This window comes from Halopenitus salinus, assembly GCF_042662125.1.
Classification (GTDB): domain Archaea; phylum Halobacteriota; class Halobacteria; order Halobacteriales; family Haloferacaceae; genus Halopenitus; species Halopenitus salinus.
Window position 1 is genome coordinate 232,585 of the sequence record NZ_JBHSXL010000003.1, and the last position, 25,981, is coordinate 258,565.

The window sequence follows — 25,981 nt, forward strand, 5'->3', positions numbered from 1 at the left end:
GTATGAACCCATATATCGGAGTTGAATCGGGTTTGGCGCCTGATCGTTCGATAATCAGATCTCACTACCCCGATATTCAGTCAAAACAGTTATCAGAACGACGGCGGACAGTTAGACGATGGCCGACCGATCGGAACGCTCACATCCGAATCCCGAAGAGGAGATCATGCGTGCCACCTATCGAGCGCTGTGTGAGTACGGATACGCGGACCTCACGATGAAGCGGATCGCGGAGGAGTACGGCAAATCCACCGCCGCCATTCACTACCACTACGACACCAAGGACGACCTGCTCGTGGCGTTCCTGGAGTTCATCCTCGATCACCTCAAGGCCGCGGTCCACGAGGTCGAGACGACGGACCCGCGGACGCGGCTGGATCACCTCCTCGACCAGCTCCTCGTCGTTCCGGAGGACCACTACGATCTCCTCGTCGCGATGTTGGAGATGCGTGGACAGGCGCCGTACAACGAGACGTTTCGCGAGCGGTTCGAGCGGAACGACGAGTACGTCCGGTACATGCTCGAGACCGTGATCGACCAGGGACGTGAGGAGGGCGTCTTCTGCGACGCCGACGCGGAACACGTCGCCCGGGGGCTCGCGACGATCGTCGACGGCGCCAGAACCCGGGCGGTCACCTTCGAGGACGCTCGGGTCCTCGAGACCGCCAGACGTACTGCGGACGAGTACGTGAGAGCGATGCTTCTCCGGGACGAGCCGGGCGAATCGGATGGGCTGGACGAGCCGGACGAGCCGAACGATGGAGAGTCGTGAGCCGGAAAGCGCCGACGCCCGGTCGTCCCCGAGGGAAAACGCGGAGGGTCGACCGTCCCGTTCCGAAAGTATAAAGCGACGTCTGACCGATCCCGTATGATGATCATGGTTCCTCCGGTCGGATCGGCGGCGACCCGGGCGAGACGTAGTGGATCCGCCAGGGTTCCGTCGGCCGATCGTCGCCTCGAATCTGGACGAAAACGCCGGGATCGGAGCGACCGCGCCCCGGAGGGTCCGACGGAGGTCTACACACCCCACCATGGACGCTGACCGACCGGTCTCGAACGTCGTCCTCGTCACCGTCGACTCGCTTCGAGCCGACGCGATCGGTCCCTACGACGGGACGCGACACACGCCGGTCATGGACACGCTCGCCGACCGCGGCGCGGTCTTCGAGCGGGCGTTCGCGAACGGCAACTGGACGCCGTTCTCGTTCCCGTCGATCCTCGCGTCGCGTCCCGTCTTCGCCGATTCGGGTCGCATCGGCGTCGACGAGGTCGAGACGCTTCCGGAGGTGCTCTCCGAGGAGGGGTTTTCGACCGGGGGATTCAACGCCGCGAACGGATTCCTCACCGAGTTTTGGGGATACGACGACGGCTTCGACGAGTTCGAGCCGTTCATCACGAACGTCGGATCGAGCATCTACAGCCGCTATCTCGCCAAACACCCGACCGTGGAGGCGTGGCTCCAGCTCGCGAGTTCGCCGATCCGGCGGATCCACGCCTGGCTCAACGGCACCGCCGACGACCGGCCGTTCCTCGACACCTCGCGGATGTTCGACGTCGAACACGCCGCCACCTCCTTCATCGACGACGTCGACGATCCCTTCTTCCTGTGGATCCACTACATGGACACCCACACCCCATACGTCCCGGCGCCGCGGTACATCCGGGAAGTCTCGGACGGACTGCTCGGCACCCATCGGATGATCCACGCGCACACGCGAACCGGACTCGGATGGGACGTCGACGAGCGGACCCTCGAGGAGCTTCGAACCCTCTATCAGGCGGCGGTCCGCCAGGTCGACGCCAGCGTCGGCCGGGTACTCGACGCGCTCGCGGCGAACGGGGTCGCGGACGAGACCGCGGTCGTCCTCGCGGGCGACCACGGCGAGGAGTTCCAGGAGCACGGCCACCTCGCCCACTATCCGAAGCTCTACGACGAGCTGATACACGTTCCGCTCATCGTCGACGTCCCGGGATCCGACTCCCGGCGCGTCGAGGGCGGCGTCGGGCTCGATGCGATCCCCCCGACGGTGACGGACTTACTCGGCGCGAGCGCCGCGGAGGCGTGGACGGGAGAGAGCCTCCTCGAGAGCGCTCGCCGGGGCACGCCCCCGTCGGCGGACCCCGTGGTCTCCGTGACCGTTCGCGGCGAGGAGGTGACGACACAGCCGATCCCGCGAGAACCGGCCGACGGAGACCTCCTCGTGAGCGCCCGTGAGGGACCCTGGACCTACATCAGGAACCTCGAGGACGGAAGCGCGGAGCTGTATCACCGCCCAAGCGATCCGACCCAGCAGAGCGATCTCTCGACGGATCCGGACGCGGATGCCCGCGAGGTCATGGATCGCCTCGATCCACTCATCGAGGCACACGCGACGGCGATCCGCGAACCGGCCGACGGGAAACGCGGCGACCAGGCCGCCGTCGACGACGACCTGGAAACGCGCCTGGAGGCGCTCGGGTACCGATGATACGAGCGTTCCTCCGAAACCTCCACGAGGGTCCCTTCGCCCTGCAACTGCGGCGGTTCGTGATCGTGGGAACCATCGCGGCGGGCGTTCAGATGGCCCTCCTGTGGTTTCTCGTCGATTCCGTGTCCCTGAACTACCTCATCGGGGCGACGATCGCGATCGAGACCACGATCGTCTTCCAGTACGTGCTCAACAACGCCTGGACGTTCCAGGCGATACAGAACACGGGCACGATGGCGTACCTCTATGGCCTCCTGAAGACGAACCTCGTCCGGGGGAGCGCGATCCCCATCCAGCTGGGCGTGCTCTTCGCGCTCGTCGAGTGGCGAAGCGTTCCGTACCTCGCGGCCAACGCGGTCGCGATCGTGATAAGCGGGATCTACAGATACGTGCTCGATGCACGATGGACGTGGGGGTGATCCGGACGTGACGATCGAATCGATCCACGCGCTCGAGATGCTCCCGCCCGCCGCAGGACCGCTTCTCTCCGCGGACGGCGTCGGCGTCGCCCTCGCGGGCGGCCTCGAGGCGTTCGTCGAGTCGGCGACGGGCTGGCCGGGCATGGGGATCATCTTCGTCTACTCGTTTTTGATCGCCTTCGCGCTGCCGGGACCGAGCGAGATCGTGTTGGTCGCGCCGCTCGATCTCGGCTTGCCCACGTGGGCACACCTCGCCAGCATCATGCTCGTGAGCGCGCTCGGCAAGGCGGCCGGCAGCGTCTTCGCGTTCCACATCGGCCAGGAGGTCAAACAGTCGGGACCGATCGTCCGGTGGCTTCGGCGCTCGCGCTTTTCGATCCTCGAGTGGTCCGAAAAGCGGTCGGTACAGCTCGCCAGACAGTACGGGTACGGCGGGCTCGCGATCGCCCTGTCGGTTCCCTTCTTCCCCGATACGATCTCGATTTACGCCTTTGCCGTCCTCGAGGAGGACTACCCGAAGTTCGCGGCGGCAACGTTCCTGGGAAGCCTCGGTCGCCTGCTCGTCACGATCGGCCTGTTCGGCGGCGTCACCGCCGTCCTCTAGAACCGCCGGGTCTGTGCCGCACGTTCCGAGACCGCCTCGGCGTCCTCCGGCAACAACGCCACGACCAGGTAGTCGGCGAACTCCTCGAAGTACTCGACCACCCGCGCGATCCGGTCGGAGTCGATCGCCTCGAGCGAGTCGAGGAGCATGAACGGCAGCTGCTCGTAGACCTCGTGAACGAGGTACCCCGCCAGCGCGAATACGAGCCCGATCACTTCGCGCTCGCTCTCCGAGAGGTGATCGATGCTGTCGCGATAGGAGCTGCCGTCCTCGGCGACCCGAACGATCTGTAGATCGAACGCGCTCTTTTCGACCTTTCTGCGTCCCTCGCGCACCTCCCGGGTCTTCCGTTCGATCCACACCCGATCGATGTTGCCGTACTCGAGCGCCTCGAGAACCGACGCCATGTGCTCGTTGAACGACTCGACGGACTCGCGTTCGATCCGGTCGACCCGGGTCCGCAGCTCGGCCAACTCCTCCGTGATCTCCTCGCGGCGGTCGAGCAGCTCCTCGTGTTGTGCCGCAGCCTCCTCGCGTTCCTCGATTCCCTCTTTGACCCCCTCGAGATCCGACTCCAGGCGCTCGATCCGGAGATCCAGTTCGTTCGCCTCCCGGTGGAGTTCCAACACGTCGTCGTACTCGCCGCCGACGTTCTCCGTCTCCGACTCCAGATCCGCCACCGTCGCCTCCTGGTCCGCGATCGACTCCTCGAGTTCGGCGATCCGCTCCCGGGTCGACTCGATCTCCTCCTCGAGATCCTCGAGGCGTCGCCGAGTCCGTTCGCGTTCGCGTTCGGCGCGTTCGATCTCCGAGCGTCGCGAGGTGAGATCGTTGATCCGCTCCTGGAGGTCGCTGCGTTCGCTCAGCTTCTCGGTGCGAAGCTCGCGAAGCCGATCGACCGTCTCCTCGATCCGGTCGGCGTCGACGGTCGAGCCGCACGTCCAGCAGACGGTCTCGGTGCCGGCGTCGATCAGCCGTTCGGTCACCCGTTCCGTCCCGCCGTCGCCGGCGAGGTCAGCGTCGGAGAGCTCGAGTCCGTTGCCCTCGAGCATCTCCTCGTTGAAGCTGATGACGCTTCCGAGCTGGCTCAACGTCTCGTTGAGCGCGCGCTGGCGCTCGCGAAGCTCCTCGATGCGACCCGCCAGTCGTTCGGGGTCGTCGTCGTACTGTTCGCTCTCCTCGATCTGTTCGCGGAGTTCCTCGCGCTCCTGCCGTAGATCCTCGAGAGTCGTTCGTTCGGCCTCGAGTTCGAACTCGAGGTCCTCGAGCTCCGAACGGGCCTCGCGAAGCCGATCGAAGGCCTCCTCGATCTCGCGTTTCTGCGAGCGGCTCTCCTGGAGGCTGACGTCGGCGGCCTCGATCTCCTCGGCGACGCGCTCGCGTTCGGCGCGTGCCGCCTCCAGCTCCTCCTCCAGCTCCGTGCGGTCGGTCTCGAGGGAGGGAAGCTCGCCCTCGAGCTGTTCGTACTCCTCGATCTGGCCATCTATTCGTTGTTTCTCCCGCTCGAGGTCCGTGATCTCCGCCTCGATGTCCGCCGTGTCGACGGGACGCATGATGATCTCACGGAGGTCGTCCCCGCGTTCGACGGCGCGGCGTGCCTCGTTGTTCTCGAGGAGGAACGCGAAGAGATCGGCGATTTGGGGGTCCTCAAGGAACGGGTCGCCCCCGTAGATGGTCTCCGAGCCCTCGCGAGTGAGCGTTCGCGTGTAGGTCTCCTCGCCGATCGTGAGCTCGACTCGCCCCTCGTCGGCGTCGCCCTTTAGCGACGATCGCTCGCTTCCGAGTCCGGCCATTATCGCCTGGAGGAAGGACGTTCGGTTGGTCGCGTTGCGCCCCTCGAGGACCGTAACCCCCGGAGCCAACGTCAGTTCGTCCTCGTCGATCCCCCCGACGTTGCTCGCGTGTACTGACACGCGATCCGCAAACTGTTCCTGGTCGGTCATTGGTGGCGTAATGACCCCCGTATTGATAACTTTTGGTCTCTTCACGCGGTCGAGGCGGGGTGGATCACCCGGGCGGCCGAAGCGGTGTGGGGCCGCTCGGCGGGTCACACCTCGCAGCTATCCCTCGCAGATACACCCGCGATTACACCTCACAGTCACATCCCCCGTCGCGCAGGAGATCGCTCACGACGTGATCGGTACCACAATCGCCGCAGACGACGCGAACGTCGAGGAACACCTGATAGTCCCGGTCGGTGATGTGTCCGCCGGAGACGAGCGTCTCGATCGTCGACTCGGTCACGGCGGACGTCCGCCCCTGCAGGCGCTCGAGCGTCTCGATCTTCCGGTCGACGAGCCCCTCGGAGCGGTCGGGGAGTTCGGCCCCCCGGTAGTCCGTGAGATAGGTGTGGATCGCCTGGTGGGTGACGAAGTCGCCGAGCACGTCGTCGACGTCGACTCCGGCCCTCTCGAGCTCCCGGCGTTTGCGCATCTCGTCCGCACGGGAGACGTCGTCGTCGGTGAGGGTCGAATAGGCGCTTTCGACGTCCGCCTCGGCCACCGTCTCCCCGGCCGCACGGAGCGCCGCCTCGAGCACCGATCGGTTGAACTCGTCGGCCAGATCGCGGAGGCTCGTTCGCTCGCCGGCGACGCCCGTCCACGCCTCCTCGAGGTCCTCGCCGAGTCCGCCGAGGTCGTACTTCTCGATCACGCGTGCGACCTTGGTGTTGGGCCGCGAGGCGGTGGTCATATCCCCAGTTGCTTCCGGCGCGTTACAAGGATATCGGTGTAAATCCGATCGATCGAACGTGTAGATAACGCGCATACGGTTCCCGATACGAACGGCGAGGAGGCACGGATCGAACACGTTCGAACGACTTTTTCTCGGAGGGGTCGGTGATCCGCAACGTCGATGCGCGTTCGGAGTCGGACCGTCGGATCGCCGGACTGCGGCAGGGCAACAACGCTTTTGTACCCGTGGTGGGACCCGTCTACTGGAGCAACAGACACGAAATGACCGACATCGACGTACTCGTCCTTCGAAGCGGGACGCACGGACTGCCGGCGAGCGACTACGTGGCCGAACTCCGCGAACGGCTGCCGAACCACACGATCGAGCTGGCGCGAACTCCCCGCGAGGAGCGCGAACTGGCGGGGGAGGCACGGGTGATCTCCTCGGTACAGCTTCCGGACGAACTGCTGGAAAACGCCGAACAGCTCGAACTCTTCGCGGGAGTCGCGGCGGGGTACGACCACCTTCCGCTCGACCGGCTGGCCGAAGCCGGCGTCGCCGTGACGAACGCGTCCGGGATCCACGCGCCGAACATCGCGGAACAGGTGATGGCGTACGTCCTCGATTACACGCGCAACCTCCGAATCGGCCGCGAGCGGCAGGCGCGAAGCCATTGGGAGCACTTCCAGACGGGCGAGCTGAAGGGGAGTACCGTCACGATCGTCGGGTTGGGCGCGATCGGCACCGCGATCGCCGAACGGGTCTCGGCGTTCGACGTCGAGACGATCGGCGTCCGGTACTCGCCGGAGAAGGGCGGCCCCACCGACGAGGTGATCGGCTTCGAGGAGGAGGCTCTCCAGCGCGCCTACGCGCGGACGGACTACCTGATCATCGCCTCGCCCCTCACCGAGGCGACGCGCGGGCTGATCGACGCCGACGCCTTCGAGACGCTGCCGCCGAGCGCCTACCTCGTCAACATCGGCCGGGGACCGATCGTGGACACGGACGCGCTGGTCGATGCGCTTCGATCCAGCGAGATCGGCGGGGCCGGTCTCGACGTCACCGATCCGGAACCGCTGCCTCGCGACCACCCGCTTTGGAACTTCGAGGACGTGACGATCACGCCACACAACGCGGGCCACAGCCCGAAACACTGGTCGCGACTGGCCGACATCGTCGCCGAGAACGTCGAACACCTCGACCGCGGCGACGACTACGACGAGTTCCGAAACGTCGTTCGCCGTCCCGAGTGACGTTCCCACGAGGAGGGGGAACACATAGAGGTCCAACGACATTGGACAGAGGGCGTTTTTGACAACTGAATGGGAGACTGATCCGGAGTAATCGATCGATGATTACAGGAGTACACGTGTAATTATCTCCCCATATCGATTCGTTCGATCCGGTTCCACGTGGCGTTTCCGTCGTGTGAGCGACGATCGTCCAACCAGAATGGACGATAGCCATCGTCCAGCGGGGCGTTGGTCGCTCCGACCACCTCGGGCCCGGCTTTCGGACCGCCCTCCGAAGCCGGCCTCCCGATCGATTCCCGAAGCTGGCTCTGAGCCGACTCTGAACCGGGTCTAGCTCTGAACCGGGTCTAGTAATGTCGCGCGCGCAACTCGAGGACGTTCGCGACGTTTCGAAGCGCCGGCAGGATCTCCTCGCGAACCCGTTCGGGACCGAGTTCGTGTTTCGGTCCGGCGATCGAGACCGCGGCGTCGTCGATCCCGCCGTCGCCTTCGATCGGGACCGCGACCGATTTCACCCCGAGGGCTCGCTCCTCGTCCTCGATCGAGTAGCCGCGTTCCCGGATCGTCTCGAGCTCCTCGTGGAGCGTCTCCCGGTCGGTGATGGTTCGGTCGGTCGCGCGGGGGAGACCGCGGCGGTCCACGATCGACTCCACCTTCTCGGTGGACAGGGTGGCCAAGAGCGCCTTGCCGACCGCGGTCCAGTGCATTCGCGTGTACTCGCCGGTCGGCGCGTTGTTGAAGATGCTGCCGGCGGGTTCGGTTCGGAACAGCATGACGCGATAGCCGTCCTCCTCGACCCCGACCGTCGCGACGTGACCGGTCTCGCGGGCGAGTTCGGCCACCTCGTCCCTGGCGACCTGATAGATGTCGTCGCGATGGCGGACCTGCCCGCCGATCTCGAGAAACCGATACGAGAGGCGATACGTCCCCCCGTCGTTTCGAACGTAGCCGAGGTCCTCGAGCGTGGACAGGTGAACGTGGACGGTACTTTTCGGAACCTCCAGATGGGCGGCCAGCTCGCGGACCCCACACGCCTCCAACTCGAGGAGTCCGCGGATCACCGTGAAGCTCTTCGTGACCGCGTCGATCCGGTTCCGGCCGTCGTCCCGATCCTCGTTCGCCATCCTTGCTTCACCGTTCGACCGGAGACCGATATCGGTTGCGACGTGTCCACGTCGATTGGACGGCCGATCGCGTGGCCGTCGTCGAACGACGTCGCGGCCTACTCCTGGAGCGCCTGCTCGCGGAGCCCGCGCATGTAGCCGATCGCGAACAGCCGTCCCTTCGTGTGGTAGCCGGGGTTGGAGTTGTCCTCGCCGGCCATCGTCGGTACGTGGTCCGGTCGCATGACGACGTCGTCGTCGACGGCCTCCTCGTAGGCGCGCATCGCCGCGAGCATGTCGGTCGGTCCCTCGTCGTGCCACGTCTCGACGAAGTCGTCGGCGTCGCCCTCGACGTCACGGAAGTGGATGAAGTTGATCCGGTCGCCGAACCGGCGGATCGTCTCGGGGACGTCGACGCCCATCGCGGCGAAGTTGCCCTGACAGAACGTGACGCCGTTGTGCTCGCTCTCGTAGCAGTCGAGCACGCGCTGGTACGCCTCCGGGCTGTTGATGATGCGGGGGATCCCGCGGACGGATTCACGCGGCGGATCGTCGGGGTGGAGCCCGAGTTTGACTCCGGCCTCCTCCGCGACGGGGACGACCTCGTTGAGGAAGTACTCGATGGCCTCCCACAGCTCCTCACGCGAGACGTCGAAGGGCGCGTCCTGTTCGTCCGCATGCATGCGATCGTTCGTGTAGGCGGTCACGTAGGAGCCGCCGCGGGACTCGACGTGCGCCTCGGTCCGGGCCCACCGGATGCCGGCCATCCAGTCGTAACAGACGACGGGGATCCCGACGCGGCCGCAGTCGCGGAGGAACTGCTTGAACTCCTCGATGTCCTCGTCGCGTCCCTCACGTCCCAGGCGTACGCGCTGGGTGATGGGAACGCTCCCCTCGATCACCGAGACTTCGATCCCGGCCTCCTCGAACCAGTTGGTGAGGAGCAGGAGGTCGTCGTAGCTCCAGTCGGTCCTGTCGTCTCCGATCTCCAACGGGTGGATCACGGCCTTGGTTACGCCCATCTGTTTAGCGAGCTGCCATCGTTCGTCCGGGGTCGGCGGTAGGATGAGTGCTGGATCGACCATGCCTGCACTCATCGCAAGGCCCGATAAATACCTTGCGTATCACCCCAGTCGAGACGTCCAGATGTCGACGAAAGCCGGGTGAACGGATCGAGAACAGATCCGGTGGTAGATGGGGGCGCTCAGTAGGTGATATTAGCGCCCGTACTCTCGTCGAACAGATGGATCTTCTCTAGGTTTGCTGAAAGAGAAATCGACGAGTCCGGACTGACCGTACTCTCGGGGGACACCCGGGCGCTGAACTCCGTTTCGGAGTCCGTTGGCGGGGTCAACGTGAGGAACTTGTCGGAGCCCATCGGCTCGACGACCTTCACGGTCGCCTCAAGCGTACTGTTTTCGGTATACTCGTCCTCATCAAGAACCGATAAATCACTCAGATCTTCAGGACGAACGCCCAACGAGACGTTATCGAGAGAGCCGTCCCATTCGTCGAGGTCCGAACCGACGCTGTCGGGAAGTTCGAACTCGAAGAAGTCCCCGACCGCCTTGTATCCTCCGTCGGTCTCCTCGATAGTGACCTGCAGGAAGTTCATCGGCGGCTCTCCGATGAACCCGGCGACGAACCGGTTTACGGGGTTGTCATAGAGGTACTGCGGCGGACCGATCTGCTGGAGTTCTCCTTCGTTCAACACGACGACGCGGTCGCCAAGCGTCATGGCTTCCGCCTGGTCGTGTGTGACGTAGATCGTCGTTTTACCGACCCGCTTGTGGATCTCGTTCAGCTCCGTGCGCATCTGAACGCGAAGCTTTGCGTCCAGATTGGATAACGGCTCGTCCATCAAGAACACGGAGGGTTCTCGAACGATCGCTCGTCCGAGCGCGACACGTTGCTGTTGTCCCCCGGAGAGTTGTGACGGTTTTCTGTCGAGGAGATCGTCGATCTCCAGAAGTTCCGCCGCTTCGTCGACGCGTTCGTCGATCTCATCGTCCGGGTAGTTCCGGATTCGAAGCGGGAAGGACATGTTCTCCTTGACGGTCATGTGCGGGTACAGCGCGTAGTTCTGGAACACCATCGCGATGCCCCGTTCCCGCGGATCATAGCCGGTGACGTCCTCGTCCTCGATCATGATCCGGCCCTCCGTCGGGGTCTCGAGACCCGCTACCATTCGCAAGGAGGTGGTCTTTCCACATCCGGAGGGACCGACAAAGACGAGGAATTCACCGCGCCGAATGTCGATGTTGAGGTCGTTTACTGCAACGATCTCGCCCTCCTCATCGCTTCGGAAGACCTTTGTTACGCCCTCGATCTGGACGTTGATGTCCTCGTTTGCGTCGGCGGTGCCATCGCTCATATCCGGTTTCGCTGCCGGCGTTGATTCGGATTCGCTCATTTTCGTAGATTCGGTTTGGTCGCTCATTCTTTCAGTGCTCCGGCCGTCAGACCGCTGACGATGTATCGCTGGAAGAAGATCACCACGAGGATGGTCGGGATGATCGCGATGACGCTCGCCGCGGCCAGGGACGCCCACTGCACGGACACGTCACCGACGAACTGGTAGACGGCCACCGAGATCGGCATCGAGCTCAGGTCCGTCGTGATGATCAACGAGAAGAGGAACTCCCGCCATGAGTACAGGAACGTCAGGATCGAACACGCGGCGACGCCCGGCAACGCAAGCGGCAGCGCGATCTTTCGGAACGCCTGAAGCTGCGTACAGCCGTCGACGCGTGCCGATTCGTCGAGATCCTGTGGGATGGACATGAAGAAGTTCCGCATGATGTAGATCATCAACGGGAGCCAAAGGTAGATCTGCGCGATGATGATTCCCGGGAGGCTGTTCAATAGGCCGAGCCACGCCATGATCTGGTAGTACGGAACGATCAGGCCGATGGGCGGAAACAGACGAGAGAACAACACGCCGATGAACAGGATGTTGTCACCCCGGAACCGATACCTGCTGAAGGCATACCCAGCGGGCACCGCGAGGGTAATGACGACGACGGTCGTCGTCGAGGAGATGATCAAACTGTTCACGACCGCCCGCCAGTAACTCTCGCCGATGAGCACCTGGTAGTACGATGAGAGCGTCGGCTCCCGTGGAATGTAGTTGAGGTTGTACACCGCCTCGTTGGTCTTGAGGGAGGTGAGAACCTCCCAGAAGATCGGCACGATGACGGTGATGACCGCCAGGGCCAAAACGAGGTGGATGACCTTGGGGCTCTCCAGGACGTCCCAGAACCCCTGTCGTTTGTCGTAGCTGATCCGTTCGTAAGTTTCGTCAGTGGAGCTCATTGTCCCTCCATGTCTCCCATGACCTTGGTCACGTAGAAGGTCGCGACCACGAGCGTGATCGCGATGATGAACACGGCCACCGCCGAGGCGTAGCCGTAGTTGAAGTTGATCATCCCTTCACGGTAGATGTGGATGCTGAAGACCGTAGTCGACACGCCGGGACCACCTCTGGTCATGGGGAACACGACGGCGAACGCGCGGAACGCGAACATCCAGTTGATGAGCGCGACGATGGCGATGTACGGTCGCAGATACTGTACGGTGATCGCACGGAACGTCTGAAACGTCGTCGCACCGTCGACCTTGGCGGCGTCGTACATGTGCTCGGGGATCGACTGCAATCCCGCGAGCAACACGAGCATCGCGAAGGGCATTCGTGCCCACGCGTCGGTCAGGGTGACGGCAAGCATCGCGAACGTCGGCGTCGATAACCACGCGATGGGGAACTCGATGAGACCGAGGTCCATGAGAATCATGTTGAAGAACCCGAGTTCGTTGCCGGTAAACATCCACCGCCAGATGAGGGCGACGACGGCGAGCGGGATCGCCCACGAGAACATCAACACGGTTGCGTAGGCGTCACGGAGCCGCGAGTGGGCCACGTGGTTGATCGCCAACGCGATTATCAGACCGGATCCCAGACTGATCGCGAGGGAACCGAAGGAGTAGATGAGCGTGTTCAGGAAGTAGTCCCAGAACTCCGCGTTCTGGAACATGGTGACGAAGTTCTGTGCGCCAACGAATCGTTCAACCGCTCCGGGAAGTGTCAGATATAGAGATTGTTGGAAGAGATAGAAGACCGGATAGACGAAGATAGCAAAGATGGTCAAAATCGCGGGTCCCATCAACACCAACAGAATGTGGTCATTGGCGAACTGGGATACCCGATGGTGAAGGTTCTCGTATGTCGTTTCGGGTGCTTTTAATCCAGCCTCTGATTCGAGGGGCATATCAAATAAAATTCCAATCGGGGTGGTTTACTGACCGAGGACCGTGTCGATGTAGCTCTGTGCGGAATCGAGCGCTTCCTCGGGGGTCTTGGACCCGGAGATCGCCTGCTGGCACTCCTGGCTGATGTTCTGTTTGATGGAGCGCTGCTGCGGGAAGACCTCCGTCTTGTTGAGCTCGGCCTGTCGTCCGCGGATCTCCGGATACAGCGCGGCGTCAGTCTGGGCGGCCTCCTCGTAGACCGCGGTGTGCCACGACTGGTTGCCTTCGTCGACGAACTCCCACCACGCGGCCGGCTGTGAGATCCGAGCGTCGAGGTACACCATCGCCGCCAGTTTGGCAGCATCGGACGCATTGATGTTGATGCCGAGCCCGTTCGGCGAGGCGAGACCCGCACGGGTCGGGTTCGGCGCGTCCGAGCCACCCTCGGGAGTCAGCGTCGGCGTGTAGTCGTCGCCGAACTCCGCTTCGGCACCGGGAGTCAGGTCGCCGTAGACGGGCACCATCGCGAACTGTCCGGAGGTGAACCCGTCTGCGAGATCGCCCTGGCCGAAGTTGACCACGGACTCCGGAACCCACCCGTTGTCGAGCCACTCGACCATCTTGCCCAGGGCGTGATAACCCGGCTCGTCGTTGACCGTAACCGTGCCGTCGTCGTTGAGGAACTCGCCGCCAGCCTGGTAGTAGTGTTTGTTGAAGTCCCGCAACGTGTAGGTACGCGAGGCGCCGCGGTAGGCCCAAGCGTAGGCGCCCGTCCCCTCGAACGCCTGCATACACGTCTCGAGTTCGTCCCAGGACCATTCACCGTTCACGATGCTATCGATGACTGACTGATCGATGCCCTGATCCTCGAGCATGCCGACGTTGACGTGCACGAGGTCGCCTTCGAGGTAGACGGGACCGCCGTAGAGGCTGCCTTCGTACTGGAGCGTCTGTGCGGCGGGCTGAAGGGGATCCCACATCGAGTCGTCACCGAACAGCGGGTCGATCGCTTGAAGATGACCCGCCTGCGCGAACGACGACAGCGAGTCGGCCACGACGACCTGGAACGCCTCCGGCTCGGACTCGCCGGCCTGAAGGAACGCGGTCTCCCTCGGAATCGCCTGATCGACCGTGATCTCGAGAGGATTGATCGTGATACCGGTTCGATCCTCGAACATCCCGTGCGCGGCGACCGTCGCCGGGTCAAACTCGAGTGATCCGAAGTTGAGTATCTGGATCTCGTCGATATCGCCCGCCGCCGTGTCGTCCCACCCCTCGGGGGGCTGCCAGGGAGCGGATTGAACCGCTTGGGATTCCGCCCAGGCGCTGGAGTCAGCACGATTGCCTTCGTCGGGGATGGCCTGTCTCTGCTCGAGTGGCCACTCGTCAAGCGTCGTCGTACGGCGTGCCTCCCAGTTTTCGGAGAAGCCGATGCTTCGGGCCTGCTCCATGAAGCCGCCGGAGCCGCCGTTGCCACCGCCATTACCGCCGCCGTTGCCACCGCCATTACCGCCGCCGTTGCCACCGCCATTACCACTACAGCCGGCAAGTCCGATCGAACCGGCCGCAATGGTTGCTTTCAGTACGTCTCTGCGATCGATTCTGCCATCGTGTGGCATAATAGCACTTTCAAATTGGAATTATAAATAGGTTACTATACCATGGTATTATTAATTCATGATAATCAGGACCCGGGAAGGGTTTGATCCCTCACGCCTATCGCCTAGGTGGCCTCGCGGATCGAATTGCTGAAACCTATCGTCGCTAATCAGCGTAGTCGAAAGGATAATGCGACCTGTTTTCGTGTGCCAAAGTAATGCTCGGGCAACAACCAAGGGCCACGGAACGTTCTCGGATCGATGGAGATCCTGCTTCAAAAGCGTCGGTCCGACTCGGACGTGCAGGAGGCGACAGCTGATGCGCGCCGCCGAACTCGTCGACGCCGGTGACGTTCGACTCCGCGACGTGGACCGGCCGGAGCCGGCCTCCGACGAGGTGCTCGTCGAGATCACCGACGTCGGGATCTGTGGCTCGGACCTCCACTGGTACGAACACGGACGGATGGGCGATCGGATCGTCGAGGAGCCGCTCGTCCTCGGCCACGAGAGCGCCGGCCGGATCGCGGAGGTCGGATCCGACGTGGAGGGCTTCTCGTCCGGCGACCGAGTGGCGGTCGAACCCGGCGTCCCGTGTCGACGCTGTGAGTACTGTCGAACCGGCCGCTACAACCTCTGTCCCGACGTCTCGTTCATGGCGACGCCCGGAACCGACGGCGCCTTCCGGGAGTACGTCGCCTGGCCGGCCGACTTCGTCCACCCGCTTCCCGACTCGGTCTCCACCCGCGACGGGGCGCTCTGTGAGCCGATCAGCGTCGGGCTCCAGGCGGTCGACCGCGGCGAGGTCGACGTCGGCGACTCGGTACTCGTCGTCGGTGCCGGCCCCATCGGAACCCTGGCGATGGCGTGTGCGCGCGCGGCGGGCGCCAGCGAGATCGCGGTCACCGACATCGTGGATTCGAAGCTCGAGCGTGCGCGTTCGTTCGGCGCCGACCACGCGATCGACGGTCGTGCGGGCGACGTCGCAGAGCGCGTCCGCGATCATCTCGACGGCGGCGCGGACGTCGTCATCGAGGCCTCCGGCGCACGGCCGGCGGTCGAGACCGCGCTCGATTCGGTCGCACGCGACGGGATCGTCGTCCTCGTCGGGCTCGCCCCCGACGCCGAGGTACCGGTCTCGACGTACGATCTCGTTCGCGGACAGATCGACGTCCGCGGGAGCTACCGGTTCGCGAACCAATACGACGACGCGATCGCGCTGCTCGAGGACGGTCGGATCGACGTCGGCGCGCTCGTCGACTTCGCCGATCCGCTCTCGGAGATCGGGGAGGCGCTCGAACGCGCCAGCGATCCCGCGATCCTCAAAGGAATGGTGTCCGTCGGCGAGGAGTGACCCCGCCGCCCCGGAAACGTTTATGTACCATGGGTGAGCCCCGATCCACATGGTCATCCTCGCAGCGGTGAGCGAGTCCGAACAGTCGCGCGAGATCGCACTCGAGGCCGACGCGTTGGCGGCGGCCTTCGACGACGAGGTCCACCTGATCCACGTCACCGACGAGTCCGAGTACACGAGGACCGTCGAGCGCCAGTCGGAGTCACGACAGGAGGGCTCTGGGGACGTCGCCGAGGCCGCCGCGGCGGAGGCCGTCGAGGACTTCCTGGAGGAGCTCGACGCCGAGACGAAGGTCGTCTCGCGGATCGGAACGCCGGGCAAGAAGATCGTCGAGTACGCCGACGAGGTCGACGCGAGATACCTCGTGATCGGGGGACGGAGTCGATCGCCGGTCGGCAAGGCGCTCTTCGGGAGCGTCACGCAGTCCGTCCTGTTGAACACCGAACGGCCGGTCGTCACGATCACCGCGAGCGACTGATCGGGCCCAGCGAAACGGGACGGTGCGGCGGCGTCGATCCGCATACTGAAGCTTTATTTACGAGAGAACCCACCACCGACGTATGAGTGCCGTACAGCAGTTCCAACGATCGCTTTCGGAGCTTCCGGACACGGTTTCGACCGTGACGACGCCGGAGGAGTTCCCGGACGCGCTCGAGTCCGCGATCGATCAGCCGGCGGTCGGCGCCGAGCTTCCCTTCGAGTCCGTCTCGCTCGAAGGAGCCAACGTCACGCTCGATCCCTCGCCGGACCAGCTCCGGGAGGCCGAGACCGGCGTCTCCGGCTCGCGGCTCGGCATCGCCTCGCTTGGAACCGTCGCGATCGAGTCGCTGCCGGGCGGCGACGAGTTCGTCTCGCTGTACCCGTCGACACACGTCGCCGTCGTGTTCGAATCCGACATCAGAACCGACCTGAAGTCCGGGTTCGAGTGGCTCGACGAGGAGTTCGAGGACGGCAACCGCTCGTTCATCCTCGCGACCGGCCCGAGCGCGACCGGCGACATGGGGGCGCTCGTCCAGGGCGTCCACGGACCCGAACGAGTACACGTCATCATCATCCAGGACGATGAGTAACGCATCAGAGAAGCCGCACCTCGACGCGGACAGGATCCGGAGCCTGATGGAAAGCGAGGGCGACGGGATAAAGGAGAACACGAAACACCTCAACGCCCAGCGGTACGCCGCGATAGACGAGATGGGTCCCGACGTCCACGAACAGTACCGCAGGCAGGCCCGCGAGATCAAGGAGGACGCCATCGAACGCCTCCCGGAGCTCATCGAGGAGACGAAGGAGGCAGTCGAGGCCAACGGCGGCACCGTCTACGTCGCCGACGACGCCGAGGACGCCAACGCGTACATCTCCGAGGTGATGGACGAGAAGGACGCGGAGTCGGTCGTGAAGTCGAAGTCGATGACGACCGAGGAGATCGACATGAACGAGGCGCTCGAGGAGGCCGACGTCGAGACCTGGGAGACGGATCTCGGCGAGTTCGTCATCCAGGTGGCGGAGGAGGCGCCCTCACACATCGTCGGTCCCTCGCTGCACCGCTCCCGTGAGGACATCACCGAGCTGTTCAACCACGAGTTCGACGTCGAGGAGTCGCTCGATACGCCCGAGAAGCTCACCGCCTTCGCACGCGAGTACCTCGGCGAGCGCATCGACGCGGCAGACGTCGGGATCACGGGCGCGAACTACGTGATGGCCGAAAGCGGAACGATCGCGCTCGTGACGAACGAGGGGAACGCCCGCAAGTGCGCCGCCATCCCGGACACCCACGTCGCGGTCGCCGGCATCGAGAAGATCATCCCGAGCATTCGCGAGCTGCACCCCTTCGCCGAGCTCATCTCGCGGTCGGCGACCGGCCAGGAGATCCCCCAGTACCTCTCCATCCTGTCGCCCCCGGTCGATACGCCGACCATCGACTTCGAGAACCACGACGTGGAAGGGTTCGGCGGCGACGACGCCGACCGGGAGTTCCACCTCGTGCTCATCGACAACGGCCGCACGGAGATGCGCGCGGACGACGAGCTTCGCGAGACGCTCTACTGCATCCGGTGTGGCGCGTGTGCGAACTCCTGTGCGAACTTCCAGTCGGTCGGCGGCCACGCCTTCGGGGGGGAGACCTACACCGGCGGGATCGCGACGGGCTGGGAGGCCGGCGTCGAGGGGCTCGACGTCGCCGAGGAGTTCAACGACCTCTGTACCGGGTGTTCGCGCTGTGTGAACGCCTGCCCCGTGAAGATCGACATCCCGTGGATCAACACGGTGGTCCGCGACCGGATCAACCGCGGCAAGGATCCCGGCTTCGACGACCTCCTCGTCGACGGGTTGATCCCCGACGAGGAGGAGAGCGGCACGCCGCTTCGCAAGCGCTTCTTCGGCAACTTCGAGACGGCCGCGAAGCTCGGCAGCGCCACCGCGCCGATCTCGAACGCGATCGCCGGCTCCAGTCCCGCCCGCTCGATCATGGAGTCGGTGATCGGCGTCGATCGCCGCCGCGAGCTTCCCTCCTTCGAGCGAACCACGCTTCGAAAGTGGGCGAGCGCCCGCGAGTCCCCCGTCGAGAACCCCACGCGCCGGGTCGTGTTGTACCCGGACGTCTACACGAACCACGTCCAGACCGAACGCGGGAAGGCCGCGGTTCGCGTCCTCGAGGCGCTCGGCTGTTCGGTCGAGATCCCGGACGTCGGCGGCTCCGGCCGCGCGCCGCTTTCACAGGGCATGATCGCGACCGCGACCGGAAAGGCCGAGGACGTCACGGAGACGCTTTTGCCCTACGTCGAGGACGACTACGACGTGGTCGTCGTCGAGCCGAGCGACATCGCGATGTTCCGCCGCGAGTACGAGCGGCTCGTTCCGGAGGCCGACCAACGGGCCCTCTCGGAGGGGAGCTACGAGATCCTGGAGTACGTCTACGGCCTCCTCGAGAACGGCGCCGAGCCGGAGAGCCTCTCGAGCGGCGACGGCGAGGAGGTGGCCTACCACAGCCACTGCCAGCAGCGGACCCTCGGGCTCGAGACCTACACCGAGACGGTCCTCGATCGGCTCGGCTACGACGTCGTCACCTCGGACGTCGAGTGTTGTGGAATGGCCGGAAGCTTCGGCTACAAGGACGAGTACTACGAGTTGAGCATGGACGTCGGCGAGACGCTCGCCGAGCAGTTCTCCACGGACGAGACCCGCGATCGCACCGTGGTCGCGAGCGGGACCTCCTGTATGGAACAGCTCGACTCGCTGCTCTCGCGCGGGAACCGGCACCCGGTCGAGCTGCTGGATCCGACACGCACCGAGTAGCGACGATCGCCGGCCTCGGGGGATCGACGACGATCCCCACCGGTTCTTACCGCGTCTCCTTCTTCACCACTTCTCCGTCCTCACCACTTCTCCGTCCTCACCGATCCTCGCCGACGTCGCCGGTTCCGGCCGCCGAAACGCCTTCGCCGGCTCGCTCGTCATCCCCCTTCGCGTCGAGCCGGCCGATCTCCCGAGCGAGCCGGTCGAACTCGAACGATCCCGCCGACAGCCGGGCGAACGCGAGCGTCGCGAGTCCGGAGACGGCGAACGCGCCGGCGAAGGCGGTCAGGTACAGCCCGTCGGGTGCCGGAAGCAGCGCGTCGAGGATCGGCACGGCTCGCAACGTCTCCCCGATCCCGAGCGGGAACGGGAAGTAGGCGGCGCCGACCGCGAGTCCGGCGACGGCGCTCGCCAGCGCGCCCCGCCCGCCGAGCGATCGCGAGTAGAGCCCGGCGACGAGCGGGATCGCGACCGCGGCACCGAGGAGGTCCGCGAACAGGAAGAGTTCGAGGACGCTTCGCGCCTCGAGGCTCACGAGGACGGCCGCGGCCGCGACGGCGACCGTGAGCCCCCGTGCGCCGAGACGGAGGGTCCGATCGTCGGGGTCATCGAGCAGCCGCGGCAGGTCGGCCGTGACCACGCTCGCCAGCGCGTTGAACAGGCTGTCGATGGAGCTCATCACGAGCAGCAACGCGAGCAGCACGACCGCCAGCAGGACCGGCTCGGGGACGGCGCTCTCGAGCAGGGTGAAGAAGGCGATCGCGGGGTTCTCCACGGCGACGTTGCCGACCGCCACCACGCCGAGCAGGGCGGCGACGGCGACGATGAGACCGTTCACGAGCGTCGCGTTCCGGAAGCTCCGGGTGACGGTCGCCGAGTCCTCGGCGGCGTAGATGCGCTGCCACCACGTCTGGTTGAGCAGCTCGGCACCGAGGACGGCGAGCGCGATCGCGATTCCGAACCGGAGTCCGGCCGGGGCGGTCGGATCCAGCAGGGCGGGGTCCGCGGCGGCGATCCCCTCGTGGACCGCGGCGGGACCGCCGAGCGCGAGGACCGACCCGACGACGGTGATCGCGAGAAGCGGGAGGACGACGACCGCCTGGATCGTGTCCGTGAAGATGCTCGCGCGCAGCCCGCCGTAGCCGGTGTAGATCAATACGAACCCGCCGACGAGGACTGCCGTCTGCCACTGGGGCACGCCGGCGACGAACGAGAGCGCGAGCGAGATGCCGGTCAGCTCGGCGGCCACGAAGACGAACATGTAGGCGACGCTGACGACCAGGACGAACGCGTACATCGCCTCCCCGTAGCGGACGTAGGCGTACTCGGTGAGCGAGTGGCCCTCCGGGATCGCCTCCCGGATCCGCGGACCGATCGTGGCGTAGACCGCCATCGGCAGCGCCTCGCCCACGCCGTAGCCGATCACGGCGGCGATCCCGAAGGCGGCCCCGGCCTCCGGCGCCGAAAGCAGGATCCACACGCCCATCACCGAGGCGACGAGGGTCGCGGTCGTCCGCCCCTCGCCGGCCGAATCACGGGCCGAGATGAGGTCCTCGACTGAGTCGACGTGCCCCCTGGAGGCCCGTATTCCGAGCAGCGTGAAGACGACGAGCGTCGCGACCGTGAGACCGAGCGCGGTCGCGGTCGTCACCATCAGTTCTCACCTCCCGAATCGGCGAGGGGGCCGCCCGGCGCCGTTCGACGTCCGTCCGGCGCCTCGAACGCCGCCTCGAAGAACGCGGCCTCGAGTTCGACGGTCCTGGAGAACAGGCGATCGAGGCGGCGGCGACGACGGGGCGAGACCGCGGCGCCGTGGCGATCGAGTTCGGAACGGAGCCACTCGACGAACGACTCGAACTCGGGGTTCGCGTGGAGGTCGACCCACTCCGCGAGGTAGAATCGGTCGGGCGTCGATCCCGACTCCCCGTCCGCGACCGACCGCGCCCACTCGAGGTAGATCCACTCCGCGGGAACCAACACGGCGAGCGTCTCCGCGTACCCGCCCTCCCGACCGGCGCGCTCGAGGAGGTCCTCGAGAGCCAGCGTCGTCGGCGCGTGCGTCGGATCGCGGACGTCCGATTCGGGGACCGAAAGCGCCTCGAAGGAGCGCTCGAAGTAGTCGTTCTCCTCGTCGGTGAGCACGCCGAGGAACCCCACGAGCCGCGATCGAGCCGCCATCGTCGGCGCCGTCGCGACCGCGTGTCCGAAGGTGCCGACGAGCGTGTCGAGGAAGGCGTAGTCCTGCACCAGGTAGCGTCGAAAGACCTCGTCGTCGAGCTCACCGGCGCCGAGCTCCCGGACGAACCGGTTGTCGACCGCCGCGCTCCAGCCGGGCTCGGCGCGGTCCCGGAGCCACTCCGTGACCCTCGCGTCGGACCGATCGGCGGCGTACGCCTCGAAGGAGCCGTCGGAGGGGCTCAAAGCGACCACCCCTCGCGCCGCCAGGCGGCGTCCCAGAACCGGTACTCGTAGCGCGCGGAGGTGTGAAACAGCTCGCGATAGCGGTCCCGGTCGGACTCGCTCGCGTCGGCCGCCACCTCGTCCATCAACTCGAGACACCAGTCGGTCAGTTCGGTGAACTCCTCGCCGGCGTACGTCCGGATCCACTCGGCGTAGCGGTCGTCCGCGGGCATCCCGTCCTCGGCGAGACGGGTTCCGGTCTCGTTGAACCCCCACATGCACGGGAGGAGGGCGGCGACCAGATCCCCGAACGTCCCCGTGGCCGCAACCCGGACGAGGAAGTCCGTGTATCCGCGGGTCGTCGGCGAGGGGTCGGTCGCCTCCAGATCCGCCGGCGAGAGGTCGAACTCGGCGGCGTAGGCGCGATGGAGGTCCATCTCGGTGTTGATCGTCGACTCGAGCAGCTCGGCGAAGGTGCCCATTCGATCCAGGTCGGGCGCCTTCGCGGCGCCGTGGGAGAACACGCGCGCGTACTCGATCAGATAGTAATAATCCTGTCGCACCCAGTACCGGAACGGCTCCTCCTCGAGCGTTCCCGCGCCCAGCGCCTCGACCATCGGATGATCGAGGATCGCCTCCCAGATCGGGTCGGCGATCGGCTCCAGGTCGGTCGTAAAGCCCATGGGCGAGGGTCGGCGTTCCGCCGTTATATAAGTTGGTAATACCATCCGATGATTCCACTCGTTCCGATCCGGGGCAGTTTTGGGGCCGTCGCCGCTATCGGGGGGCATGTATAACGCCGCGATCGTGGCGGACGACCTCACGGGCGCGATGGACACCGCCCACGGGTTCGCGGCCCGTGGCCATCGAACGGCGGTCCTCGCGTTGCCGGGGGACGTCGAGGGGTCGCTGGAGTCGGACGCGTCGGTCGTCGGGACCAACACGGACAGCCGATACGTCGACCGGGAGACGGCCGTCGAGGCGGTAAAGGAGGCCGTCCGGCGCGTTCCCGCGGAGGTCGTCTTCAAGAAGATCGACTCGACGCTTCGGGGCAACGTCGCCGCGGAGATCGACGCCGCCCTCACGGAAGCGGGCAGCGACCTCGCCGTCGTCGCGCCGGCGTTTCCGGGCGGCGGCCGGACCACCGAGGACGGGGTCCACCTGGTTGACGGAACGCCGGTGGCCGATACCGAATACGGCGCCGACGAGGGCGGCCCGACCGACTCGTCGATCCCCGTCCTCCTTTCCAGCCTCGATCGGCGGGTGGTGACGGTCGAGCTGGCGGTCGTCGAGGAGGGCGTCGACGCGGTTCGATCCGCGCTTCGAGAAGCGGTCGAGGGGGCGAACGAATCGTCCGAAACCGGACCCGGGGACGCCGACCGCGCGCACGGAGCCGTCGACCGCGCGCCGATCGTCGTCGCCGACGCGCGCACGGACGGGGATCTCGCCACCATCGCGGAGGCGGCGGCCGATCTCGATACGCTCTACGTGGGGAGCAACGGGCTGGCCGACCACGTGAGGGTCCCGGAATCGGGTCCGGCCTCGGACACGGTAGATACGGAGCCGACGGACGCACGGAGGTCGGGCGAGGAGCCGACGGACGAGGATGCGGCGAACGCGCGGGCCTCCAAGGATGCGGGCGCCCCGCTCGGAGTGATCGGGAGCATCAACTCCGCGACGCTCACGCAGCTGTCGAAGGTCCCGTCGGACGCGGTCTTCGAACTCGATCCCGTCGCGACCGTGACCGGAGAGGGAAACGACGGGACCGTTTCCGGGGCGCTCGCTCGGCTTCGCGCCGGCGAGAGCGCGGTGGTCACCGCCGCGGTCGATCGGGACGCGGTCGATCGGACCGTCGCGGCCGGCGCGGAACGCGGGCTCGACGGGAGCGAGGTGAGGCGTCGAGTCGCGGCGGAACTCGGCGAGACCGCGAGGCGGATTACGGCCGAGGAGCCCCCCTCCGGGGTGTTCCTCACCGGCGGCGACATAGCCGTCGCGGTTCTCCGGGCGCTCGACGCGACGACGATCCGGCTCACGGGACGGGCCGTCGAGGCCGGGATCCCGATCGGTCGCCTCTCCGACGGAGTCGCGGCCGGAACGCCCGTGGTGACCAAGGCGGGCGGATTCGGCGGCGAAGCAACGATAGTTAACTGTCTGAACGCGTTAGACTCCAGCGATGAGTGAACGACACCCGATCGTCGGGATCACGATGGGCGATCCGGGCGGAATCGGCCCGGAAGTGATAGCGAAGGCCTACGGAGGGCTTCTCGAGCGATCGCGACCGATCGTCATCGGCGACGCTGACGTGATCGAGGCGGCCATCGAGGTCTGTGATCTCGATCTCTCGGTCGAACGCGTCGACGACGTCGCGGACGCGAGCTTCGCGGACGACCGGATTCCCGTCCTCGATCTGGACAACGTCGCGGAGATCGTCCGCGGCGAGGTCAAAGAGGAGCACGGCGTCGCGAGCCTCGAGTACATCGAGCGCGCGATCGAGCTCGCGAAGGCCGGATCCATCGACGCGATCACGACCGCGCCGATCAACAAACAGGCGACGAAGCTCGCCGGGAGCGACTACGCGGGCCACACCGGGATGCTCGCCGACCACACGAACACCGAGAACTACTCGATGATGCTCGTCGAGGACGAGCTGCGCGTCACCCACGTCTCGACGCACGTCCCGCTGCGTGAGGCCTGCGACCTCGTCACCGAGGAGAACGTCCTGTCCGTCATCCGGCTCACCGACGAGGCGCTCTCGGATCTCGGCATCGAGTCGCCGTCGATCGCCGTTGCGGGGTTGAACCCCCACGCGAGCGACGGCGGACTCCTCGGGAACGAGGACGGCGAGGAGATCGAACCCGCGGTCCAGCAGGCCCGATCCGAGGGGATCGACGTCGAGGGGCCCGAATCCCCCGATACGATCTACGTCAGGGCCGCCCGCGGGGAGTTCGACTGCGTGGTCTCGATGTATCACGACGAGGGACACATCCCGATCAAGATGCTCGGGTTCGCCGGGGGCGACGCCGTCTCCGGGGTCAACGTGACGATCGGCCTGCCGATCATCCGGACGAGCGTCGACCACGGCACGGCCTTCGACATCGCCGGCGAGGGGATCGCCTCCGAGCGGAGCCTGATCGACGCGGTCGACGTCGCGGTCGACATGGCGAGTTCGGGAAGGTCGAAACGATGAGCGAGATTCCCCTCGAGGTTCCGGACGCGGAGCGGCTCGCCTCGGCCAACGACGCGACGATCGAGGAGTTCCCGCGATTCGCTCCCGTCGAGGTCGACTGGGAGGTGGAGACGATCGAGGACGTCGACGCCGCCGGCCGGGAGGCGGTCGACGACCTGCCGGCCCTCGACGATCTGGCGGCCGGCGCGGAGATCGCCGTGACCGCCGGGAGCCGCGGCATCCACGACTTCCCGGAGATGATCCGCGGCGTCATCGACGAGCTGCAGGCGCGCGGCTACGAGCCGTTCGTCTTCCCCTCGATGGGGAGCCACGGCGGCGCGACCGCCGAGGGGCAGCGCGAGGTGCTCGCCGACCTCGACATGTCCGAGGAGTCGCTCGGCTGTGAGATACGCGCGACGATGGACGTAGAGCGGGTGGGCGAGCGGGACGGCAGTCCGGTCTACGCCGACGCCAACGCCGTCGCCGCCGACGCGATCCTGATCGCGAACCGGGTGAAGCCGCACACGGACTTCTCCGCGGGGATCGAGTCCGGGCTGTGTAAGATGTCCGTGATCGGCATGGGCAAACACCGCGGCGCGGAGATGATGCACAACGCGGCGCTCGCCGGCGACATGGGCGAGGAGATCCGCGAGCGCGCGCGGATCCTCATCGAGGAGCTGCCGATCCTCGGCGGGGTCGCGCTGATCGAGAACGCCCGCGACCGGGCCGCCCACGTCGAGGGCGTTCCCGCCGAGTCGATCCTCGATCGCGAGCCGGAGCTGCTCGAGCGGGCCTACGAGGAGCTGCCGACGCTGCCGGTCGACGATCTCGACCTCCTCGTCGTCGACGAGAGCGGAAAGGAGGTGAGCGGGACCGGCCTCGACACCAACGTCATCGGCCGGCTGCGGTTCCGCGGCGAGGCGGAGCCCGACACGCCGGATTACACCCGCATCTACGTGCGCTCGCTTACGGGGCCCTCACACGGAAACGGTCTCGGAATGGGGCTCGCCGATCTGATCCACGAGGACTTCGTCGCGGATCTGGATCTCGGGGACACCTACCTCAACGTCGCGACGAGCGGGGAGACGTCCCGGGCGAACATCCCGCTCATCGTTCCCGAGGACGCGAGCGCGTTCCAGCTCGCGCCCTCGATCACCGGCACGCCGGACCCGAGCGAGCTTCGGATCGCCCGGATCCCGAACACGATGGAGCCCGGCACGCTCGTCGTCTCCGAGCCCGTCGTCCCCGAGCTCCAGTCGATGGAGAACGTCACCGTCGGCGAACTGGCGCCGCTCGCCTTCGAGGACGGCGAGCTTCCCGAGGACCCCTACGGCGTCTAGGTGAGGGTTCGGTCGCCTTCGATCGGCGGTGTCCCTCACGAAGCGGAACGAATGCGGGGAGAGGAACGTG

Annotated in this window: 23 protein-coding genes; 12 read left to right on the forward strand and 11 right to left on the reverse strand. The window is 65.8% G+C overall.

Translation table 11 applies throughout. The features are described from left to right. The first annotated feature begins 118 nt into the window (after positions 1-118). The 4 genes from ACFQE9_RS03915 (at position 119) to ACFQE9_RS03930 (ending at position 3,491) form a co-directional block, all read left to right on the forward strand. Positions 119-772 carry a TetR/AcrR family transcriptional regulator gene (locus ACFQE9_RS03915; protein WP_379740626.1) on the forward strand — a complete coding sequence of 218 codons (654 nt, stop codon included), beginning with the start codon at positions 119-121 and terminating at the stop codon, positions 770-772. A gap of 259 nt (positions 773-1,031) precedes the next feature. Next, positions 1,032-2,468: a sulfatase gene (locus ACFQE9_RS03920; protein WP_379740629.1), complete on the forward strand. Its 1,437-nt coding sequence runs from the start codon at positions 1,032-1,034 to the stop codon at positions 2,466-2,468. After that, entirely contained in the window at positions 2,465-2,887 is a 423-nt protein-coding gene (locus ACFQE9_RS03925) for a GtrA family protein (protein WP_379740632.1), read from the forward strand. Before ACFQE9_RS03920 ends, ACFQE9_RS03925 begins: the two co-directional genes overlap by 4 nt. Positions 2,888-2,924: 37 nt before the next feature. Further along, on the forward strand, positions 2,925-3,491 hold the full coding sequence (locus ACFQE9_RS03930) for a YqaA family protein (RefSeq protein WP_379741329.1): 567 nt from the start codon (positions 2,925-2,927) through the stop codon (positions 3,489-3,491). Here the strand turns inward: ACFQE9_RS03930 and ACFQE9_RS03935 are convergent. Together ACFQE9_RS03935 and rdfA are read right to left on the reverse strand one after the other, a co-directional pair. Beyond that, positions 3,488-5,434 carry an archaea-specific SMC-related protein gene (locus tag ACFQE9_RS03935; protein ID WP_379740635.1) on the reverse strand — a complete coding sequence of 649 codons (1,947 nt, stop codon included), beginning with the start codon at positions 5,432-5,434 and terminating at the stop codon, positions 3,488-3,490. The two genes, ACFQE9_RS03930 and ACFQE9_RS03935, sit on opposite strands and share 4 nt — an antisense overlap. A 142-nt stretch (positions 5,435-5,576) precedes the next feature. After that, positions 5,577-6,182 carry a rod-determining factor RdfA gene (gene rdfA / locus ACFQE9_RS03940; RefSeq protein WP_379740637.1) on the reverse strand — a complete coding sequence of 202 codons (606 nt, stop codon included), beginning with the start codon at positions 6,180-6,182 and terminating at the stop codon, positions 5,577-5,579. 263 nt (positions 6,183-6,445) lie between these two features. Here rdfA and ACFQE9_RS03945 point away from each other — a divergent pair, with 263 nt between their 5' ends. Beyond that, a complete protein-coding gene (locus tag ACFQE9_RS03945) occupies positions 6,446-7,417 on the forward strand; it encodes a D-2-hydroxyacid dehydrogenase (protein WP_379740640.1) in 972 nt (323 codons plus the stop codon). Between the two features lie 347 nt (positions 7,418-7,764). Here ACFQE9_RS03945 and ACFQE9_RS03950 read toward each other — a convergent pair whose 3' ends face one another. From ACFQE9_RS03950 to ACFQE9_RS03975, 6 genes are all read right to left on the reverse strand, one after another. After that, on the reverse strand, positions 7,765-8,541 hold the full coding sequence (locus ACFQE9_RS03950; protein WP_379740643.1) for an IclR family transcriptional regulator: 777 nt from the start codon (positions 8,539-8,541) through the stop codon (positions 7,765-7,767). Positions 8,542-8,639: 98 nt separating this feature from the next. Further along, entirely contained in the window at positions 8,640-9,605 is a 966-nt protein-coding gene (locus tag ACFQE9_RS03955) for a mannonate dehydratase (RefSeq protein ID WP_379740646.1), read from the reverse strand. Positions 9,606-9,724: 119 nt separating this feature from the next. Next, positions 9,725-10,894, reverse strand: a complete 1,170-nt coding sequence (locus tag ACFQE9_RS03960) for an ABC transporter ATP-binding protein (RefSeq protein ID WP_379741332.1) — start codon at positions 10,892-10,894, stop codon at positions 9,725-9,727. Between the two features lie 62 nt (positions 10,895-10,956). After that, on the reverse strand, positions 10,957-11,835 hold the full coding sequence (locus ACFQE9_RS03965) for a carbohydrate ABC transporter permease (protein ID WP_379740649.1): 879 nt from the start codon (positions 11,833-11,835) through the stop codon (positions 10,957-10,959). After that, positions 11,832-12,551 carry a carbohydrate ABC transporter permease gene (locus ACFQE9_RS03970; RefSeq protein WP_379740652.1) on the reverse strand — a complete coding sequence of 240 codons (720 nt, stop codon included), beginning with the start codon at positions 12,549-12,551 and terminating at the stop codon, positions 11,832-11,834. Before ACFQE9_RS03970 ends, ACFQE9_RS03965 begins: the two co-directional genes overlap by 4 nt. A gap of 261 nt (positions 12,552-12,812) precedes the next feature. Further along, complete coding sequence (locus tag ACFQE9_RS03975; protein ID WP_379740655.1) at positions 12,813-14,384, reverse strand: ABC transporter substrate-binding protein; 1,572 nt, start codon at positions 14,382-14,384, stop codon at positions 12,813-12,815. A 298-nt stretch (positions 14,385-14,682) separates the two neighbouring features. On the opposite strand from ACFQE9_RS03975, the gene ACFQE9_RS03980 reads away from it, so the two are divergent. The 4 genes from ACFQE9_RS03980 (at position 14,683) to ACFQE9_RS03995 (ending at position 19,005) form a co-directional block, all read left to right on the forward strand. Beyond that, a complete protein-coding gene (locus ACFQE9_RS03980) occupies positions 14,683-15,714 on the forward strand; it encodes an NAD(P)-dependent alcohol dehydrogenase (RefSeq protein WP_379740658.1) in 1,032 nt (343 codons plus the stop codon). Between the two features lie 49 nt (positions 15,715-15,763). Then, positions 15,764-16,192 carry a universal stress protein gene (locus tag ACFQE9_RS03985; protein ID WP_379740661.1) on the forward strand — a complete coding sequence of 143 codons (429 nt, stop codon included), beginning with the start codon at positions 15,764-15,766 and terminating at the stop codon, positions 16,190-16,192. Between the two features lie 82 nt (positions 16,193-16,274). Continuing rightward, complete coding sequence (locus ACFQE9_RS03990; RefSeq protein ID WP_379740664.1) at positions 16,275-16,784, forward strand: LUD domain-containing protein; 510 nt, start codon at positions 16,275-16,277, stop codon at positions 16,782-16,784. Next, positions 16,777-19,005: an LUD domain-containing protein gene (locus ACFQE9_RS03995; protein ID WP_379740667.1), complete on the forward strand. Its 2,229-nt coding sequence runs from the start codon at positions 16,777-16,779 to the stop codon at positions 19,003-19,005. The genes ACFQE9_RS03990 and ACFQE9_RS03995 overlap by 8 nt, the downstream gene beginning before the upstream one ends. 97 nt (positions 19,006-19,102) lie before the next feature. Here the strand turns inward: ACFQE9_RS03995 and ACFQE9_RS04000 are convergent, their stop codons facing one another. The 3 genes from ACFQE9_RS04000 to tenA are packed head-to-tail and all read right to left on the reverse strand — an operon-like array spanning position 19,103 to position 22,088. Next, complete coding sequence (locus ACFQE9_RS04000) at positions 19,103-20,659, reverse strand: sodium:solute symporter family transporter (RefSeq protein WP_379740670.1); 1,557 nt, start codon at positions 20,657-20,659, stop codon at positions 19,103-19,105. Further along, positions 20,659-21,426, reverse strand: coding sequence for a TenA family protein (locus ACFQE9_RS04005; protein WP_379740673.1), 768 nt, complete (start codon positions 21,424-21,426; stop codon positions 20,659-20,661). The genes ACFQE9_RS04000 and ACFQE9_RS04005 overlap by 1 nt, the downstream gene beginning before the upstream one ends. Beyond that, complete coding sequence (tenA, locus tag ACFQE9_RS04010) at positions 21,423-22,088, reverse strand: thiaminase II (RefSeq protein WP_379740676.1); 666 nt, start codon at positions 22,086-22,088, stop codon at positions 21,423-21,425. The genes ACFQE9_RS04005 and tenA overlap by 4 nt, the downstream gene beginning before the upstream one ends. 106 nt (positions 22,089-22,194) lie before the next feature. On the opposite strand from tenA, the gene ACFQE9_RS04015 reads away from it, so the two are divergent. Genes ACFQE9_RS04015 through ACFQE9_RS04025 form a run of 3 tightly spaced genes read left to right on the forward strand, consistent with a single transcriptional unit; the run spans position 22,195 to position 25,911 of the window. Further along, positions 22,195-23,586, forward strand: coding sequence for a four-carbon acid sugar kinase family protein (locus ACFQE9_RS04015; RefSeq protein WP_379740679.1), 1,392 nt, complete (start codon positions 22,195-22,197; stop codon positions 23,584-23,586). Beyond that, positions 23,579-24,592, forward strand: a complete 1,014-nt coding sequence (pdxA, locus tag ACFQE9_RS04020; protein ID WP_379740682.1) for a 4-hydroxythreonine-4-phosphate dehydrogenase PdxA — start codon at positions 23,579-23,581, stop codon at positions 24,590-24,592. The genes ACFQE9_RS04015 and pdxA overlap by 8 nt, the downstream gene beginning before the upstream one ends. A gap of 5 nt (positions 24,593-24,597) precedes the next feature. Next, positions 24,598-25,911, forward strand: coding sequence for a nickel pincer cofactor-dependent isomerase, group 22 (locus tag ACFQE9_RS04025; protein ID WP_379741335.1), 1,314 nt, complete (start codon positions 24,598-24,600; stop codon positions 25,909-25,911). The last annotated feature ends 70 nt before the right edge of the window (positions 25,912-25,981 follow it).

Bases quoted from the DNA above. Each gene is read 5' to 3' on its own strand.
- ACFQE9_RS03915 (WP_379740626.1), top strand. From the start codon at position 119: ATGGCCGACCGATCGGAACGCTCACATCCGAATCCCGAAGAGGAGATC.
- ACFQE9_RS03920 (WP_379740629.1), top strand. From the start codon at position 1,032: ATGGACGCTGACCGACCGGTCTCGAACGTCGTCCTCGTCACCGTCGAC.
- ACFQE9_RS03925 (WP_379740632.1), top strand. From the start codon at position 2,465: ATGATACGAGCGTTCCTCCGAAACCTCCACGAGGGTCCCTTCGCCCTG.
- ACFQE9_RS03930 (WP_379741329.1), top strand. From the start codon at position 2,925: ATGCTCCCGCCCGCCGCAGGACCGCTTCTCTCCGCGGACGGCGTCGGC.
- ACFQE9_RS03935 (WP_379740635.1), bottom strand. From the start codon at position 5,434: ATGACCGACCAGGAACAGTTTGCGGATCGCGTGTCAGTACACGCGAGC.
- rdfA (WP_379740637.1), bottom strand. From the start codon at position 6,182: ATGACCACCGCCTCGCGGCCCAACACCAAGGTCGCACGCGTGATCGAG.
- ACFQE9_RS03945 (WP_379740640.1), top strand. From the start codon at position 6,446: ATGACCGACATCGACGTACTCGTCCTTCGAAGCGGGACGCACGGACTG.
- ACFQE9_RS03950 (WP_379740643.1), bottom strand. From the start codon at position 8,541: ATGGCGAACGAGGATCGGGACGACGGCCGGAACCGGATCGACGCGGTC.
- ACFQE9_RS03955 (WP_379740646.1), bottom strand. From the start codon at position 9,605: ATGGTCGATCCAGCACTCATCCTACCGCCGACCCCGGACGAACGATGG.
- ACFQE9_RS03960 (WP_379741332.1), bottom strand. From the start codon at position 10,894: ATGAGCGATGGCACCGCCGACGCAAACGAGGACATCAACGTCCAGATC.
- ACFQE9_RS03965 (WP_379740649.1), bottom strand. From the start codon at position 11,835: ATGAGCTCCACTGACGAAACTTACGAACGGATCAGCTACGACAAACGA.
- ACFQE9_RS03970 (WP_379740652.1), bottom strand. From the start codon at position 12,551: ATGTTCCAGAACGCGGAGTTCTGGGACTACTTCCTGAACACGCTCATC.
- ACFQE9_RS03975 (WP_379740655.1), bottom strand. From the start codon at position 14,384: ATGCCACACGATGGCAGAATCGATCGCAGAGACGTACTGAAAGCAACC.
- ACFQE9_RS03980 (WP_379740658.1), top strand. From the start codon at position 14,683: ATGCGCGCCGCCGAACTCGTCGACGCCGGTGACGTTCGACTCCGCGAC.
- ACFQE9_RS03985 (WP_379740661.1), top strand. From the start codon at position 15,764: ATGGTCATCCTCGCAGCGGTGAGCGAGTCCGAACAGTCGCGCGAGATC.
- ACFQE9_RS03990 (WP_379740664.1), top strand. From the start codon at position 16,275: ATGAGTGCCGTACAGCAGTTCCAACGATCGCTTTCGGAGCTTCCGGAC.
- ACFQE9_RS03995 (WP_379740667.1), top strand. From the start codon at position 16,777: ATGAGTAACGCATCAGAGAAGCCGCACCTCGACGCGGACAGGATCCGG.
- ACFQE9_RS04000 (WP_379740670.1), bottom strand. From the start codon at position 20,659: ATGGTGACGACCGCGACCGCGCTCGGTCTCACGGTCGCGACGCTCGTC.
- tenA (WP_379740676.1), bottom strand. From the start codon at position 22,088: ATGGGCTTTACGACCGACCTGGAGCCGATCGCCGACCCGATCTGGGAG.
- ACFQE9_RS04015 (WP_379740679.1), top strand. From the start codon at position 22,195: ATGTATAACGCCGCGATCGTGGCGGACGACCTCACGGGCGCGATGGAC.
- pdxA (WP_379740682.1), top strand. From the start codon at position 23,579: ATGAGTGAACGACACCCGATCGTCGGGATCACGATGGGCGATCCGGGC.